Genomic DNA, 15,652 nt, shown 5'->3' on the forward strand with positions numbered 1-15,652 from the left:
AAGAAGGAGCCTGTTATGTCCACCTACGCCATCGGTCATCTGCACGACGTGAATGTCGGTTCCGACATCGTCGAGTATCTCAAGCGCATCGACGATACGCTTGAACCCTTCGGTGGCCGGTTCATCATCCACGGCGGACCGGCGACAATTCTGGAAGGCTCCTGGCAGGGGGACCTGATCGTGATCGCGTTCCCAAACAGGGAGAGTGCCCGGGCATGGTATGACTCCCCGGCCTATCGGGACATTCTGCCCCTGCGTACTGGCAACTCGCGCGGCGACGTCTTCTTCATGGAGGGTGTCGATGCCGACCACAAGGCCACGGATGTGCTCGCCGGAATCCCGGTGGATCAGCCCTTGGGCTGATGCCCTCTTGCACGGCTCGTCATGAGGAAAAGCGCAAGCGCCAGCACACCCGTGGTGGCGATGGTGGCGGGGAGCGGAATCGCCGAAGCGTCGAGGTTGCCGCCAAGGAGAATGCCCACGATGGCCGCGAAGGTCATCTGGCAAATGCCCAGCAGCGACGACGCCGCGCCGGCCCGCTCCGGAAAAGGCATCAGGGCCGAGGCCATGGATTGCGGCATAGTGAGGCCGACCCCGATCCCGTAGATCGCCATCGGGGCGCTGATGCCGAGCGAGGACGGCACTCCGAGGAGCACGAGGGTCAGCATGGTGGCGCCGCCGACGGCAAGGCATGTGACGCCGAGCTGGATCGTGCCGTCGAGACCGCGCCGGCCCACCAGATGCTGCGCGAGGTACGTTCCGCTGATGAAGCCCACCACCACGAAGGTGAAGGAAAAGGCGTAAGACAGTTCGTCCAGGCCATAGATCTTCTGCAGCACGAAGGACGAGCCGGAGATGAAGGCGAAGAGCCCGCCATAGGTGAGCATCGAGAGGCCCACATAGGTGCGATAACCCGGATGGCCGAGCAGCAGCCTGAAGCCGCGCAGGATCGCCCCGAACGAGATCGGCACCTCGGATTTCTTGCGAATGCTCTCGGGCATGCGCAGGCTGATCACGGCCGCCATGGCGATGCCGAACAGGATCATGACCGCAAACGTCACGCGCCAACCGGAGATGCGCTCGATCACGCCGCCGAGGATGGGCGCTGCGGCCGGCACCACACCCATGATGGTGCCCATGCGCGACAATTCCTTGCCCGCGCGTGGCCCCTCGTAGAAATCGCGCACGATGGCGCGCCCGAGCACGATGGGCCCCGACGCGCCGAGCGCCTGGAGAAAGCGCGCGCCGATCAGGGTCTCGATGTTGGGCGCGAACGCGCAGATGAGGCTTGCCACCGTAAAGAGCGCGAGCCCGAAGAGCAGCACGGGCTTTCGCCCAATCCGGTCGGAAATCGGCCCATAGAAGAATTGCCCGGCCGCAAAGCCGAGGAGAAACGCGGAGAGCGTGAGCTGCGTCTGGCCGGTGGTCGCCCTAAGGCCCGTGGCAATCGCCGGCAGCGACGGCAGATACATGTCCGTCGAGAGCGGCCCGAGTGCAGTGAGCAGCGCCAGGACGACGGTGAGAGCCAAGGTGTCGGGCTTGAGCATTTTGTTGGGACGCAGCGGTGACGGGAGGATTCGACTAAGCCGAAACGATAGGCGTGTCACTCACTAAGAGGCGTCGCATCGGTGATCCCGATGGGATGAGGCGGCTACGAATTGTCATTCCGGGCTCCGCTGCGCGGCCCCGGAATGACAGTGGGATAGAATAGAACGCGAAGTGCCCTTCACCCAATGCGATGCAGCGCGCTGCCGTAGGTCTTGAGCCAGGCTTCCGCCTCGTCGGTGCGGGGGCAGAGCTGGTGGGTGATTTTCCAGAAGCGGTGGGAATGGTTGAGCTCGCGCAGGTGCGCCACCTCGTGAGCGGCGAGGTAGTCGAGCACGAAGGGCGGGGCCATGATCAGGCGCCAGGAGAAATTGAGCGCTCCATTGGCCGAGCAGGAGCCCCAGCGGCTCTTGGTGTCGCGCACGGTGATGCGCTTGGCCGAGACGCCGAGCTGGGCCGTGTGCTTCTTCACAGCGGCGGCAAAGTCCTTCTTGGCCTCTGCCTCGAGGAAATCCCGCACCCGGCGGGCCACGTGGGAAGCCTCGCCGGCCACCGCGATGATCGGCTCGCCCGCGCTGCCGCGGCCGGCCTGGGTCACGCCGCGGATCGAGGACCAGTGGACGATCCGGTGGAGGACACCGCGAACGGGCACCAGCGCACCCGGCTCGAAGATCACCCGCTCGGGCACCTTGGCGAGACGGGTGGCGATCCACTGGCTGTGGCTGTCGGCGAATTTCTGGGCCAGCCCCACATCGGTGCGCTCAGGGATCGACAGCACGACCTCGCCGGTCGCGTTGGAGACGCGCAGCGTGATCCGTTTGGCCGTGGGACGGCGCTTGAGGGCCACCTTAAAGGCTTGGCCCTCATGCAGAACTTTGAGATGAGGCGGGTCCGCAGGGACGCGGCGGAACAGGGCGGATTTCATGTCCGCAATCTGCCCTGTCACGCTGATTCTGTCAGCGCAGCCGTTTGCCGCTCCTAGGAACGTATCAAGAACGGGTTCAGGCTCTTGACGCCTTCTTCCGGGCTGGCTCTCGATCGTGATTCTCAATGAATTCAGCGATTCGAGGAGCGATCTGAGACCGGAACCGAGAACCGTTGAAGACACCATAATGACCGACCTTGGCCTGCAGATGATAAAGCTTCTTGTCGGAGGACAGGTTGGGGGTCAGTTCGAGGGCGGCCAGGGTCTGGCCCACGCCCGAGATGTCGTCCCGCTCGCCTTCGACGGCCATGATGGCGCAGCGCCGGATGGACATGAGATCCACCGGCTGGTCCCGGTGCATCATCTCGCCCTTGGGCAGCTCATGGTTCACGAACACCTTCTCGACCGTCTGGAGGTAGAACTCGGCGGTCAGGTCCATGACGGCGAGATACTCGTCATAGAACTCCCGGTGCTTTTCGGCCGAATCACCGTCGCCCTCCACCAGGTGGTTGAACATGTCGTAATGGGCGGTCAGGTGCCGGTCGATGTTCATGGCCATGAAGCCGGAGAGCTGCTGGAAGCCCGGATAGACATCGCGCCAGAAGCCCGGATGGGATGGCGGCACCTTGGTGATGCAGTGACGCTCGAACCAGTCGATGCCGCGCTCCTCGGCCAGCCGGTTCACGGCCGTGGGGGAGCGGCGGGTGTCGATGGGGCCGCCCATGAGGGTCATGGAGCGCGGAATGAAGGGATCGTTCTCGGCCTCGAGGCGGGCGACGGCCGCGATCACAGGAACGGCCGGCTGGCACACGGCCATCAGGTGCAGGTCCGGGCCGAACGCGCGGCACAGGTCCTTGATGTAGTCGATATAATCGTCGAGATCGAAACGCCCCTCATCCAGGGGCACCATGCGGGCATCGGTCCAATCGGTAATCATGACCTGGTGCGTGGGCAGGAAGGTTTCCACCGTGCCGCGCAGGAGCGTGGCGTAGTGGCCCGACATGGGCGCCACGATCAGGAGCTTCGGCTGGGTCTTGGCAGCGGCATGATCCCGCTCGAAGGAGATGATTCGGCAGAACGGGCGCTCCCACACGATCCGCTCCGTGACCGCCACCTCCGCACCGTCGATCACGGTGGTGGGCAGGCCGAAGACAGGCTTGCCGTAGCGGCGGGTGGTGCGTTCGAACAGCTCGCAGGCGGCGGATACGGTTCGGCCGTAGGGTGTGTTGGTGAGCGGATTGTCAGGATTATCAAAGAAATGCTTCGTCAAATCGGAGGCCGCACGGGCGGGGCTCAAGAGCCAATGCGCAGTATCGTACCAAACATAAGAAAAGTTCATCTGTGTCCCCAAAGGCCGGGAGCCTGGTTCTCGCCCAATGCGGTAGGCTTTATCCTCAACCGTAATTTTAAGATTAAAGTTCCTTGAGCCTATTGCAACAAACTTGTCCGTCCACCGCAAAAACGGGCGCCATACTTTTGTTTCAGAGCATTGCCTGAGGGTTGCATGGCGTCTGGAAAGTCATCGATAGGAAAATAGGCTGGCGGCTTCTGCTTGGCGAACCGAGGGGCGGCCCTATTCTGTTCGAGGATGTCCCGGATCGAACCCAAGAACCTGACGCACCACGCCCGGCACCTGCGCCTGGACACCCTGGTCCGCCTGCGCTGGCTTGCGGTAGCCGGGCAGTCCGCGGCGGTGATCGGGGTCCGCTTCGGGCTCGGATTCCCCCTGCCCTTCGCCCTGTGCGTTCTGGTGATCGTCGCGTCGGTCTGGGTCAACCTGCTGCTGCGCATCCAGTATCCGGCAAGCCACCGGCTTAGCGACAACGTCGCCACCGCGCTGCTCGCCTTCGACATCCTGCAGCTGGCCGGCCTCCTCTATCTCACCGGCGGGCTGGAAAACCCCTTCGCCATGCTGTTTCTGGCGCCCGTGCTGATCTCGGCCACGGCGCTCACGCCGGAGCGAACCCTGGGGCTCGGGCTGCTGGCGGTCGGCTGCGCGACCTTTCTCGTGCTCGCCCATCGGCCGCTGCCCTGGTTTCCGGGGCAGGCCTTCTCCCTGCCCTTTCTCTATGTGACGGGAATCTGGACCGCGATCCTCCTCGGCACAGCGTTCACCGGCATCTATGCCTGGCGTGTGGCCGAGGAGGCCCGCCAGCTTGCCCAGGCGCTCGCCGCCACCGAGTTGGTGCTCGCCCGCGAGCAGCACCTGTCCCAGCTCGACGGCCTGGCGGCAGCCGCCGCCCATGAGCTCGGAACGCCCCTCGCCACCATCGCGCTGGTCACCAAGGAGCTCAGCCATACCATGCCCAAGGAAGGCCCGGTGGGCGAGGACCTGAAGCTCCTGCGGGAGCAGGTGGAGCGCTGCCGCACCATCCTGACCAAGCTCACCTCCATGGACGAGGACGACGGGGGAGAGTTCCTGGAGACCGTCTCCCTCAGCCATCTGGTGGAGGATATCGTCGAGCCGCAGCGGGCGGTCGGCTTCGACGTGAAGGTAATCACCAAAGGCGATGGCCCCGAACCCCTATGCCGGCGCAATCCGGGGGTGGTCTACGGGTTGTCCAACATCCTCGACAACGCCACGGACTTTGCCGAGAGCCAGGTGACGATCGAAGCCTGCTGGTCTCCTCACGAGGTTTTCATCGAGGTCCGGGATGACGGCCCCGGTTACGCGCCCGATATCCTGCTCAGGATCGGCGAGCCCTACGTGACCACCCGCAGCGCCGCCGAGCGCTCGGAGGACAGCGAGGAGGGCGGTGGACTGGGCTTAGGCCTGTTCATCGCCAAGACTTTGGTCGAGCGATCGGGGGCCGAACTGACCCTCACGAACGCCGCCCCGCCGGCCTCGGGCGCCATCGCGCGGATCGTTTGGCCGCGTCAGGCGTTTGAACGAGGTGCGGCAATTTCGCCGCAGGGAGGTTCGGTGGAGCCTCTCAAAGATTAGGGGATGAATTCCCATATGAGAAAGGAGCTGATGCAGCTCGCCTCATGAAGGAATATCCTTAAGATGCAAGGAGATAGTCTGATGGCCGATGCGCCTGCCGCATTCGAAGATCGCGCCGACAAGAGTCTCTTGATCGTCGACGACGACCGGCCGTTCTCGACCCGTCTGGCCCGCGCCATGGAAGGCCGCGGCTATCAGGTTCGCGTGGCCGAGAGCGTAGCGGACGGCATTGCGGCCATCGAAAACGAACCGCCGGCCTTCGCGGTGATCGACATGCGGCTCGGCGACGGCAACGGCTTGGACGTGATCGAGCGCCTGAAAAACCGCCGTCCGGACGCCCGCGGGGTCATCCTCACCGGCTACGGCAACATCGCCACGGCCGTGACGGCGGTGAAGATGGGGGCGTTCGACTACTTGGCAAAGCCCGCCGATGCGGACGAGATCCACGCCACCCTCATGGCCCAGCCGGGCGAACGGGCGCTGCCGCCGGAAAACCCCATGTCGGCCGACCGGGTGCGCTGGGAGCATATCCAGCGGGTCTATGAGCTCTGTGGCCGCAACGTCTCGGAAACGGCCCGCCGCCTCAACATGCACCGCCGGACCCTGCAGCGCATCCTCGCCAAGCGCGCGCCGCGCTAACTCCTCAAAGCCGCCCGTCCGCGATCCGGTCGGGATCGGCCAGGGCGTGCAGCAGGGATGCGGCCGCGTGCGCGAAGCGCAGGGTCACGGCCTTGCGGCGGGCGCCCGCCAGCGGGTGATGCGACGCCTCGCGCAGGATCGCCGCCCCGAAACTGTCGGCGATGATGAGACCCCGATCCTCCGGCAGAATGTCGAACGGCACGGTCTCCGGCACCGCGAAATAGAACCGGTCGCAGAAATCCTCGTAGTCGGGCCATTTCCGGTCGGCCCGGAAATCCGCCACGCTCGACTTGATCTCGACGATGGTGAGCGCCCCGTCGGGCGCGAGCGCGATCAGATCGGCGCGCCGTCCGTTGGCGAGGGTGAATTCCGGCAGGGTGACATGGCCGAGCTGCGAGAACAGGCGGCGCACGCCGCGCTGAACGCCGGCCGCCACCGGCGACTGGCGGCCGTCGACGGGCAGGATGATGGGGCGGGAGAGGGCGGCAGGCGAATCGGACATGGGCCTAAGGTATCATCCCGCCGCCGCCGTCCCGCAACGGCTCCGTTGTCGCGCTTGCTCCGGATAAAAGAAATCGCCCGTCAGCGGAAGCGCTTCCATCGCGCCCAGGTCAGCCGCATGGCGCTGCTGCGCCGGAGCGCGATGATCAGGACACCGCACAGGGCGAGCCCCGTCCCAACGGCGGTGCGAGCATCGAACCGGTCGCCCGTGACCAGAATGCCCAAGGCCACCGTCAGCAGAGGGTTCATGATCAGCAGAGGGGCGATCATGTTGGCAGGATATTTCCTGATCAGGCCATAGTAGATCGTGTGGGCGATCAGCGACACGACAAGGGCGGAGAACAGCAGGGCCGCGACGAAATTCCAGCCGGCCGCCATCGCCTTGTCCACTTGGCCCGTCTCGAATGTCGTGGTCAGGAGAATCATGGGCATCACCGAAGCGAGCCCGATCCATGACTGGAACTGAAGCGGCTTCACACCCTCGATCTGCTTCATCATCACGGCGGCGAGCGACCCGACGGCCGTGGAGGCCAGAACCAGCAGGAGGCCCGCGGAGAGCGGAAAGCCGCCATCCGGGTCCCACATCACGAGCACGCCACCGGCGAAGGTCAGCACGATGCCGAGCGCCCGCCTGCCGTCGATCCGCTCGCCCAGGATCATAAGGGAGAGAAGCGCCGTGATCGGGATTCCGAGCTGGCTCACCACCGCGGCGCTGGAAGGACTCGCTGTCTTGATGCCGAGGAAGAACAGGGCGAACCCGCCGCCGCCCATGAGGAACCCGACCAGGACGATGCGCCATCGCGGCCGCGGGGCCGGCAGCAGCCAGGGAAGGGCGAGCACCGCCACGATGCCGAAGCGGATGGCCGCATAGAACAGGGGTGGAATTTCCATGCCCGAAACGACGATCTTGCTGACGATGGTATGGGCCGCCCACAGGAAGCAGACGACAAACATCAGAAAGAGATCGCGCAGGGCCATATTGCTGGATAGCTCGGCTGTGGGGAATGTTGCAAATGCCGGGAACGGGGGTCTGGCATGATCGTGGGGAGGGTTCCGCCACGACCAAGGATCCTGCGGCATGTTCGCAGAGGATTATGAAGATTCCCTAGAGCATCGGACCCAAAAGTGGAAAGCACTTTTGGGTCCGATGCTCCATTTCTGAAGTGGCGCATCGTTCCAGGCAGAAAACCGAATCCACTTTTCTGCACGATGCGCTAATGCAGCATCAGGTGATGCGGCGACAGGTTCTCCAGCATGTCGCGCAGGTCTTCCATGTGCGGATTGATGCCGAGCGCGATCTGGAAGGCGGCGCGCGCCTCGTTGAGGTGGCCGTGGCGCAGGCAGATGTTGCCGAACCCGGCCACCGCCCCGAAATGGCGCGGCTCGAGGCGCAGGGTCTGGGCGATGTCGAGCAGGCTGTCCGCATCGCGCTTCTCGATGGAGGCCAGCGTCGCGCGCTTGTTCCAGGCTTCCGGCCAGTCCGGGTACATGGCGACCAGATGGTCGAGCAGCGGCCGGGCCTTCTTGAGGGATCCCGAACCGAGGGCCTCGACCGCCGCCGCCATGGTCTCCTCTGCGATGCGGTCCTCATGCGAGCTCCACAGAGCCCAGATCTGATCCTCGATCTCCTCCACGGGCCGGGGCGGCTCATCCATGGCCAGTTCCTGGAAGAGGGCGGTCAGGCGACGCGGCAGGTCCGGTCGTGGCGAATGGGCCGGAACCTCGAGGACGAGCTGGAACACCGGATCGATCGGCAGAGGGGACGGCAAAAGGGACGTCATGGGCGAGTTCACCGATCCTCCATGGCAGGCAGCCAAGGCAGGGGACATAGAGTCGAAGTGCGGCGCGGCGAGAGGGCAAATCGGCGCCCATGCCGAAACCTGTGGAACGACCGATGTGTGCCCGGGCGCACTTTGTGAACGCAAACCCTCTTCACCGTGTCGAAAACGCTCGCGCATCGGGCGCAAAAGTGGTTCCGGTTTTCGGTCCAACACGATGCGCTATTTAACGAATTGAGCATCGGGCGAACCCCAAAAGTGGTTTCCACTTTTGGGCCTGATGCTCTAGGCTCCGCTAACGTCACTGAACCCGAACGATCATTGGAGTTGCCCTTGGGAGCCGTCATCGAGCGCGACCCGTTGCGCCTGGCCTGGAAAACCTCGCCCGTCCGCCATCTGGCCGGCTTCGGGCTCTTGGCGCTGGCGGGTGTCCTGATCCTGATCGGGTTCGATCTGGTTCGGCAGATCGTCGACCGGGCAACCGGCGGCGTCGAAGCCTGGAATGCGCCGGCTGCCTTCCTGCGGATTGCCCTTACTCCCCCGGCCAGCCTGTGGCCGGAATCCCTGGTTCTGTTCCCCGGCTTTGCCCTTAATCCTGAGACATTCGCGCTTGCGGCGGTCATCGGCGTGCTGCTCATCCCCCTGGCCCTCGGGCTGATCCTGGTGGCGCTCGAGTGGGTGGCGGTCGGCATCGGCGTGCAGATGCTGACGCGAACCCAGTCGGCCGCCCTCGACATCATCCTGAAAGTACCCTCCGCGTCGCATGACGAGATCGCCATGATCTCGACCCTCGCCTCACGCGGACTGGCCCGCGAAAACGGCGTGCTGGGATCGAGCCTCCTGATCCCGGTGAAGCTCGGCGGCATGATCGGGCTCGCCTGCGCTTACGTGTTCGTCACGGATTGGTACCTAGGCGCCGTTCTGGCGGTGGTGCTCGGCCTTGCCATGATCGTAAGCGCGCGCCGGGCGCTCCTGCGCTTCGACGCCGCTGCGGCCCGCCACCGGGAGGGCGACGAAGCCGAGGGCGTGTTCGCCGATCTGGAGCAGCGCCTGCCGGCCCTGCGCGCGCACGGCACCGCGCCTTTCGAGCGCGACCGGGTGCGCCAAGCCCTCATGAGCGGCCATCGCCCGGTGATGCGGGAGGAATACCGCCTGGCCATCATGGAAGCTGCCTCCGCGGCCCTGCTCCTGATCGCCCCCCTGGCGGTTCTGGCGCTCGGAGCCTGGTTCTCGCAATCGCGCCCCCTGACCTCTGGCACGGTCGCGGCCAGCGTGCTCGCGGCGGCGCTTGCTGCCTATGGCACCCGCGAGGTGGTGCAGTGGCACCGGCTGATCATGCGGGCCAGGGCATTGCTCATCGATCTCGGCAAGGGCTTGGCTCCGCTGAAGCTGCGCGCCGCCCTCAAGGGCAAGGCGAGCCTGCCGGAGAACGGCGCCCTGGTGGCCCAAGGCGTGTCGGCTTACGATCCTGCGAGCGGGGCGCGCGTCGCATCGGTCAACCTCAGCCTCGCCTTCCCGTCCCACGTGGCCCTGGTGGGCGACGGCGATGCGGGGCCGAGGCTGCTTGCGGCGCTCATGAGCGGTCAGCTGCCGCCCTCCATGGGCCGCCTGACCTTTGGCGGGGTGGATCTCGCCGCCGCCAACCCGGTGGAGCGCAGCCAGCGCATCGCCTTTACCGGACAGACGGTGCTGATCGAGGGCAGCCTCAAGGACAATCTGCTCTATGGCTGCACCGCGCCGGCGGATGAACTGAGGCATCGCCTGTCCGAGGCCATCGCCATCGCCGGGCTCGATCGCCTCACCCATGCCCGCGGCCTGTCCGGCACCATCGATCCGTCCAGGGAGCCGAAATTTGCCGACGCCGTGGTGGAAGCGCGCCGTTTCGTCGAGGCCGCGCTCGCCGCCGAGAACCTCGACCGCTTCGTCGACCCTTTCAGCGCCACCCGCTACAACCGTTACGCCACGATCGGCGAGAACCTGCTCTTCGGAAAGCCCATCGGCGACGCCTTCCATGAAGACCGGCTGTCGAGCCACCCGTTCGTGCGCGCCATTCTTGAAGCCAACGAACTCACCAAGCCGCTCGCCCGCATGGGGCTCTCCATCGCCACCAGCATGATCGAGATCTTCGCGGAGATCCCGGACGGGTCGCCGCTCTTCGACCGCTTCTCGTTCTTTTCGGCAGCCGACCGGCCCTATTTCCAGGACCTCGTCGACCGCAAGAACGAACAGCGGCGCAGCGACAAGACCTCCCGCGACCAGGAGCGCCTCATCGGTCTGGCGCTGCGCTACAACGAGAGCCGGCATCGCCTGGGGCTGCTGGAGCCGGGCCTGGAGGAGCGCATCCTCGTGGCCCGGGCCGATTTTGCCCGCATGCTGCCGGTGAGCCTGAAATCGGCCATCGAGTTCTACGACGAGGCGCGGTTCTGCGCGGCGGCAAGCATCCAGGACAACCTGCTCTTCGGCCGCATCGCGGCCGACCAGGCCGGCGCCCTCGAGGCGGTGCAGGAGGTCGCCCGCCGGGTGCTGACCCAGCGCGGCCTCGACGGCGAGGTCTCGCGCATCGGCCTCGACACGCCGATCGATCCGCAAGGCGACGACCTGACCCTCACCGAGCTCGCCGCCGTCGATCTCGTGCGCGGCCTCGTGCGCCGGCCGAGCGTCCTGGTGGTGCAGCGGGCCCTCGAAGGCCTGCCAGGACCGGCCGCCGACAAGCTGGTGATGAACCTGCGCCGGGCGCTCGTGGGCCGCGGCCTGATCCTCGTGACGCCCGCGATTTCGCCCGCCATGGATCAACCGCCCTTCGATGCTGTTATCCATTTTGAGCGGGGCGAACCCGTCATGGAGCGCCGCACCCGGCGTCTGGAGGCGTTAAGTGCGTGACATCTTTCGCCCTGCGCAGAATGCAGCGGTTAAGACCAGGAGCATCGAATGGATCCCAAAAGTGGCTTCCACTTTTGGGTCCGATGCTCTTGACCCGTTGTCCGTGTCAGGGGCAGCTTACCGCAGTCCATGTGCGCTAGCGCACATAAGAGGAGTTTTCGTTACATCATGATCCTGCCATGGTAAGGCGTGTTGCATCCTCTGACGCATTGCAAGTCCGGTTCTGGGGCACACGCGGCTCCACCTGCGCATCTGGGCCTCAATTCGTCGAGTTCGGATCGCACACGCCCTGTGTCGAAGTTCGATGCGGCGAGCGCCTCTTCATCCTCGATGCGGGCACCGGCCTCTCGGCGCTCGGCATGGACCTCGGCCAGACCGCTCCCGAGAAGATCGACATCCTCCTCAGCCACCTCCACCTCGACCACATCAGCGGCCTGCCCTTCTTCAAGCCGGCGCTGCTGGCCAATGACCGGGTGATCCGCACCTATTGCGGGCATCTGGAGGGCGAGAGCGCCATGGAGCCCCTCGGCCGCCTCTTTGCCCCGCCCCTGTTTCCGGTGCGCCTGGGCCAGCTCCCGGCCCGGTTCGAGTATCACGGCTTTAAAGCCGGGGAGCCGATCACCTTCGACGACGGCACCCGGATCGAAACACACCTTCTCAACCACCCCGGCGGCGCCACCGGCTACCGCCTCAGCCACGGCGGCCGCAGCGTCTGCTACATCAGCGACGTGGAGCACAGCGATCCCTGGCCCGATCCGGATCTCGCCGCCTTCGTGCGCGACACGGATCTGATGATCTTCGACGGCATGTTCTCGGATGCCGAATACTCCTATTGCCGCGGCTGGGGCCATTCCACCTGGCAGAAGGGCGTGGAGCTCTCGAAGGCCGCCGGCGTGAAGGCCCTGGCGGTTTTTCATCTCTACCCCGGTCACGACGACAATTACCTGAAGGCAGCCGAGGCCGAAATGCAGGCCGTCATGCCCACCGCCTTCATGGCCCGCGAGCGGCAATCGTTCGTATTCGAGCCGGTCGATCAGGAAACGGTAGCTGAGCGGCCGGAGTTTGTTTTCGCTGAGGCTGCGAAGACCTGAGATTTTCTCTGGCAAGCTCTACGGCCATGGCGACGCCGACGGATCGAGCACGAAGATCAAGGCGGTGGAGATCGCCACCCTCTCCAAGGACCTCCAGATGACCTACAAGGGCTTCTCCGTCGTCTGAGCCTTCCTCGCGATGGAGCGAAAAGCCCAATGAAGCCGGTCTGCTTGAGTTCATTATAACGTTACGTTATATCTACCTGAATTGATTTCAGGAGCCTGTTGCTATGACCGTTGTCGTTGCCCCCACCGGTGAAACCCGCGTCAACACCACGACCGGTGGATCTCAGATGGATTCCTCCATAACACGTCTTGCCGATGGCGGCTGGGTGGTCACCTGGGAATCCCCCGATGGAGCTAGCTCTGGCATCTACCAGCAGCGCTACGATGCACAAGGTAAGCCGGTTATGGGAGATCCGGGTCAATGCAACGACCGCCGGCGCCCAATTTGGGGCTTCCATCACGGCGTTGGCCGATGGCGGCTGGCTCGTCACCTGGACCTCACCGGACGAGGCCGGTACGGGCATCTACCAGCGGCGTTACGACAGGTTCGGGAACGCCGGGGACGAAACCCAGGTCAACCTCATTACGGCGGGCGATCAGACAAAGCCGTCCGTAACGGCTCTGGCAGGAGGCGGTTGGATCGTCACCTGGATGACGCCGGATGGGACAGCCCCCGGCAACAACATTCACCAGCGGCATTTTCCGGCTCAAGGCGACCCCGGACCCGAAACCCGCGTGAACCCCACCCCTGCCGGTGATCAGAAAGAGCCCTCCATCACGGCTTTGGCAGGAGGCGGTTGGGTGGTGACCTGGACTACTTATGACGGGGCCGACAACAACATCTATCAGCGCCATTATACGGCCAACGGCACGATCGGCAGTGAAGTTCTGATCAACAGTACGACTGCTAATGCCCAGTGGAGTACATCCGTCACCGCTTTGGCGGATGGCGGATGGGTGGTGACTTGGGAATCGTACGGCCAAGACGGCGATAGTAATGGCATTTATCAGCAGCGCTACAATGCGAATGGCAGCAGAGTTCTTGGGGAAACGCAGGTCAACACCACAACCGCGGGTAGCCAATATGGACCATCGGTCACAACGTTAACAGATGGTGGCTGGGTGGTCACATGGACATCGGAAGATCCCAATATGTCTACTGGTGATAAGGAGCAAATCTATCAGCAGCGCTATTCAGCCAATGGCTTGAAAGTCGGCGGCGAAATTCACGTCAATACTAACACTTCCAAGAGTCAGAATAACCCTTCTGTGACAGCGCTGGCGGATGGTGGGTGGGTGGTAACCTGGACGTCAGAAATGCAGGATGGCGATGACTACGGCATCTATCAGCAGCGCTTCACCAAGGACGGCCAGAAGGTCGGCCCGACCACGCCAACGGGCCTGAGCTCCACTCTTTCCTTCCAGGAGGGACAAACAGGAGCCTCGGGCCAGCTCACGGTCAAGGCCTTCGATGTGAGCCAGGGCCACAGCTACACCCTGCTCGACGATGCCGGCGGTCTCTTCGCCCTGACGGCGAACGGCACCGTCATCGTCAAGGACGGCATCAAGCTGGATTATGAGCAGGCGCAGTCGCACCAGATCAGGGTGCAGGTCAAGGATGGGCTCGGCGCTGCCTACGAACAGTGGGTGCAGATCCAGGTGGCGGATGTGGCAAACGAGAACCTGACCGGCAGCGCTGGCGCCGACGTGCTCAAGGGCGGCGGCTTCAGCGACACGTTCAGAGGCAGCGGCGGCAACGATGCGCTTTACGGCGGCCTGGGCAATGATCGACTTTATGGCGACAGCGGCAACGACAAGATCTATGGCGGCGCAGGCAATGACCGGCTTTACGGCGGCAGCGGGCGCGACACCTTCGTGTTCGACACGCGGCCGAACAAGCGCACGAACGTGGACAAGATCTACGACTTCAAGTCGCGGGACGACAGCTTTCACCTGGACAATGCGATCTTCACCAAGCTGGGTAGGGTGGGCTCGGAGGCGCAGCCGAAGAAGTTCAACTCGGACATGTTCGTGGAGGGCACGCGGGCCAAGGACCGGGAGGACCGGATCGTTTACGACAAGAAGACGGGCAGCCTGTACTACGACCAGGACGGCACCGGCTCCAAGGCCCAGGTGAAGATCGCCACGCTGACCAACAAGACAAAGCTCTACTGGCACGACTTCTTCGTCATCTGAGCAAGAACCGGAAGAGATCGGCCCCATGTTCGACGGCCCTCGCCGAAGCGAGGGTCGTTCCGTGTGCGAACAATCTCCCCTTTGCGGAAAAATCCATTATGGTGCTCGCACCTATCGAAGCGGGCCCATCATGACCTCCCCCATTCTCGTCACCGGTGCGGCCGGGTTCATCGGCTATCATGTGGTCAAGCGGCTCCTGGCCGATGGCCATCAGGTGGTGGGGGTCGACAGCTTCACGCCCTATTACGACATCGGCCTGAAAGAGGCCCGCTTCGCCAAGCTCGCCCCGCACAACACCTTTCTGGGCGAGCGCCTGGACCTCGCCGACCAGCAGGCCACCCGCGACCTGTTCCAGCACCATCGCTTCGAGCGCGTCATCCATCTGGCCGCCCAGCCCGGCGTGCGCTTCGTCGATCCGCAGCCCTACACTGCTTCCAACCTCATGGGCTTCATGAGCATGCTGGAGGCCTGCCGCCATGGAAACGTGCAGCATCTCGTCTATGCCTCGTCGAGCTCGGTCTACGGCGCCAACCGCAAGCTGCCCTTCTCCGAGCACGACACCACGGATCACCCCATCAGCCTCTATGCCGCCACCAAGAAGGCGAACGAGATGATGGCGCATTCCTACGCGTCCCTGTTCGGCCTGCCCTCCACGGGCCTGCGCTTCTTCACGGTCTACGGGCCCTGGGGCCGGCCCGACATGGCGGTGTACAAGTTCACTCATGCCATCAGTGAGGGTCGCGAGATCCAGGTGGCCAGGGCCGGCAAAGTCTGGCGCGACTTCACCTATGTGGACGATATCGTGGAGGGCATCGTGCGGCTGGTCGAGCGTGCGCCCTCAGGCGATCCGGCGTGGAACGCGGAAGCGCCCGATCCGGCCACGAGTGCTGCCCCGCACCGGGTCTACAACATCGGCAACGATAGCCCTGAAGAGGTGAACCGGCTGATCGCCCTGATCGAGGCTGCCCTGGGCAAGACGGCCCATCGCGTCGACGTGCCCCTGCCGCCCGGCGACGTGCTCGAGACCCGCGCGGATGTTACGGACCTGCGCCGCGACGTGGGCTTTGCGCCCTCAACGTCCCTGGAGGAGGGCATCAGGCGCTTCGTCCAATGGTATCGCGAGTATCACGGGGCATAAGGGGATGAT

The 15,652-nt window shown here is 64.4% G+C and carries 14 protein-coding genes; 8 read left to right on the forward strand and 6 right to left on the reverse strand.

Translation table 11 applies throughout. From position 1 onward, the window contains the following. The first annotated feature begins 15 nt into the window (after positions 1–15). Positions 16–363 carry a DUF1330 domain-containing protein gene (locus tag JKL45_RS09125; protein WP_201860801.1) on the forward strand — a complete coding sequence of 116 codons (348 nt, stop codon included), beginning with the start codon at positions 16–18 and terminating at the stop codon, positions 361–363. Here JKL45_RS09125 and JKL45_RS09130 read toward each other — a convergent pair. The 3 genes from JKL45_RS09130 to JKL45_RS09140 all read right to left on the reverse strand — a co-directional run bounded on the left by JKL45_RS09130 (position 348) and on the right by JKL45_RS09140 (position 3,809). Continuing rightward, positions 348–1,547: a multidrug effflux MFS transporter gene (locus JKL45_RS09130; RefSeq protein ID WP_201860802.1), complete on the reverse strand. Its 1,200-nt coding sequence runs from the start codon at positions 1,545–1,547 to the stop codon at positions 348–350. The two genes, JKL45_RS09125 and JKL45_RS09130, sit on opposite strands and share 16 nt — an antisense overlap. Before the next feature lie 179 nt (positions 1,548–1,726). Beyond that, on the reverse strand, positions 1,727–2,470 hold the full coding sequence (locus JKL45_RS09135; protein WP_201860803.1) for a M48 family metallopeptidase: 744 nt from the start codon (positions 2,468–2,470) through the stop codon (positions 1,727–1,729). Between the two features lie 76 nt (positions 2,471–2,546). Next, positions 2,547–3,809: a polyhydroxyalkanoate depolymerase gene (locus JKL45_RS09140; RefSeq protein WP_201860804.1), complete on the reverse strand. Its 1,263-nt coding sequence runs from the start codon at positions 3,807–3,809 to the stop codon at positions 2,547–2,549. 249 nt (positions 3,810–4,058) lie between these two features. Between JKL45_RS09140 and JKL45_RS09145 the strand changes: the two genes are divergently transcribed. Both JKL45_RS09145 and JKL45_RS09150 read left to right on the forward strand, forming a co-directional pair. Further along, entirely contained in the window at positions 4,059–5,414 is a 1,356-nt protein-coding gene (locus JKL45_RS09145) for an ActS/PrrB/RegB family redox-sensitive histidine kinase (protein WP_201860805.1), read from the forward strand. Between the two features lie 81 nt (positions 5,415–5,495). Continuing rightward, a complete protein-coding gene (locus JKL45_RS09150) occupies positions 5,496–6,053 on the forward strand; it encodes an ActR/PrrA/RegA family redox response regulator transcription factor (RefSeq protein WP_201860806.1) in 558 nt (185 codons plus the stop codon). A gap of 4 nt (positions 6,054–6,057) precedes the next feature. Here the strand turns inward: JKL45_RS09150 and JKL45_RS09155 are convergent, their stop codons facing one another. The 3 genes from JKL45_RS09155 to JKL45_RS09165 all read right to left on the reverse strand — a co-directional run bounded on the left by JKL45_RS09155 (position 6,058) and on the right by JKL45_RS09165 (position 8,335). Then, positions 6,058–6,555: an MmcB family DNA repair protein gene (locus tag JKL45_RS09155; protein WP_201860807.1), complete on the reverse strand. Its 498-nt coding sequence runs from the start codon at positions 6,553–6,555 to the stop codon at positions 6,058–6,060. Positions 6,556–6,635: 80 nt separating this feature from the next. Beyond that, on the reverse strand, positions 6,636–7,532 hold the full coding sequence (locus tag JKL45_RS09160) for a DMT family transporter (protein ID WP_201860808.1): 897 nt from the start codon (positions 7,530–7,532) through the stop codon (positions 6,636–6,638). 236 nt (positions 7,533–7,768) lie between these two features. Beyond that, positions 7,769–8,335 carry a tetratricopeptide repeat protein gene (locus JKL45_RS09165; RefSeq protein WP_201860809.1) on the reverse strand — a complete coding sequence of 189 codons (567 nt, stop codon included), beginning with the start codon at positions 8,333–8,335 and terminating at the stop codon, positions 7,769–7,771. A gap of 330 nt (positions 8,336–8,665) precedes the next feature. Here JKL45_RS09165 and JKL45_RS09170 point away from each other — a divergent pair, with 330 nt between their 5' ends. From JKL45_RS09170 to JKL45_RS09190, 5 genes are all read left to right on the forward strand, one after another. After that, positions 8,666–11,212: an ABC transporter ATP-binding protein gene (locus JKL45_RS09170; RefSeq protein WP_201860810.1), complete on the forward strand. Its 2,547-nt coding sequence runs from the start codon at positions 8,666–8,668 to the stop codon at positions 11,210–11,212. A gap of 179 nt (positions 11,213–11,391) precedes the next feature. Then, positions 11,392–12,303, forward strand: coding sequence for an MBL fold metallo-hydrolase (locus JKL45_RS09175; protein WP_201860811.1), 912 nt, complete (start codon positions 11,392–11,394; stop codon positions 12,301–12,303). Further along, entirely contained in the window at positions 12,275–12,430 is a 156-nt protein-coding gene (locus JKL45_RS09180; RefSeq protein ID WP_201860812.1) for a hypothetical protein, read from the forward strand. Before JKL45_RS09175 ends, JKL45_RS09180 begins: the two co-directional genes overlap by 29 nt. 263 nt (positions 12,431–12,693) lie before the next feature. Continuing rightward, complete coding sequence (locus JKL45_RS30460) at positions 12,694–14,505, forward strand: hypothetical protein (RefSeq protein WP_281401749.1); 1,812 nt, start codon at positions 12,694–12,696, stop codon at positions 14,503–14,505. Positions 14,506–14,635: 130 nt separating this feature from the next. After that, positions 14,636–15,643: an NAD-dependent epimerase/dehydratase family protein gene (locus tag JKL45_RS09190; RefSeq protein ID WP_201860814.1), complete on the forward strand. Its 1,008-nt coding sequence runs from the start codon at positions 14,636–14,638 to the stop codon at positions 15,641–15,643. Positions 15,644–15,652 lie beyond the last annotated feature (9 nt).

The organism is Microvirga soli, from assembly GCF_016734765.1.
GTDB lineage: Bacteria > Pseudomonadota > Alphaproteobacteria > Rhizobiales > Beijerinckiaceae > Microvirga > Microvirga soli.

Excerpts from the sequence above, each read along its gene's own strand:
- JKL45_RS09125 (WP_201860801.1), top strand. The coding sequence starts at position 16 with ATGTCCACCTACGCCATCGGTCATCTGCACGACGTGAATGTCGGTTCC.
- JKL45_RS09130 (WP_201860802.1), bottom strand. The coding sequence starts at position 1,547 with ATGCTCAAGCCCGACACCTTGGCTCTCACCGTCGTCCTGGCGCTGCTC.
- JKL45_RS09135 (WP_201860803.1), bottom strand. The coding sequence starts at position 2,470 with ATGAAATCCGCCCTGTTCCGCCGCGTCCCTGCGGACCCGCCTCATCTC.
- JKL45_RS09140 (WP_201860804.1), bottom strand. The coding sequence starts at position 3,809 with ATGAACTTTTCTTATGTTTGGTACGATACTGCGCATTGGCTCTTGAGC.
- JKL45_RS09145 (WP_201860805.1), top strand. The coding sequence starts at position 4,059 with ATGTCCCGGATCGAACCCAAGAACCTGACGCACCACGCCCGGCACCTG.
- JKL45_RS09150 (WP_201860806.1), top strand. The coding sequence starts at position 5,496 with ATGGCCGATGCGCCTGCCGCATTCGAAGATCGCGCCGACAAGAGTCTC.
- JKL45_RS09155 (WP_201860807.1), bottom strand. The coding sequence starts at position 6,555 with ATGTCCGATTCGCCTGCCGCCCTCTCCCGCCCCATCATCCTGCCCGTC.
- JKL45_RS09160 (WP_201860808.1), bottom strand. The coding sequence starts at position 7,532 with ATGGCCCTGCGCGATCTCTTTCTGATGTTTGTCGTCTGCTTCCTGTGG.
- JKL45_RS09165 (WP_201860809.1), bottom strand. The coding sequence starts at position 8,335 with ATGACGTCCCTTTTGCCGTCCCCTCTGCCGATCGATCCGGTGTTCCAG.
- JKL45_RS09175 (WP_201860811.1), top strand. The coding sequence starts at position 11,392 with ATGGTAAGGCGTGTTGCATCCTCTGACGCATTGCAAGTCCGGTTCTGG.
- JKL45_RS30460 (WP_281401749.1), top strand. The coding sequence starts at position 12,694 with ATGCACAAGGTAAGCCGGTTATGGGAGATCCGGGTCAATGCAACGACC.
- JKL45_RS09190 (WP_201860814.1), top strand. The coding sequence starts at position 14,636 with ATGACCTCCCCCATTCTCGTCACCGGTGCGGCCGGGTTCATCGGCTAT.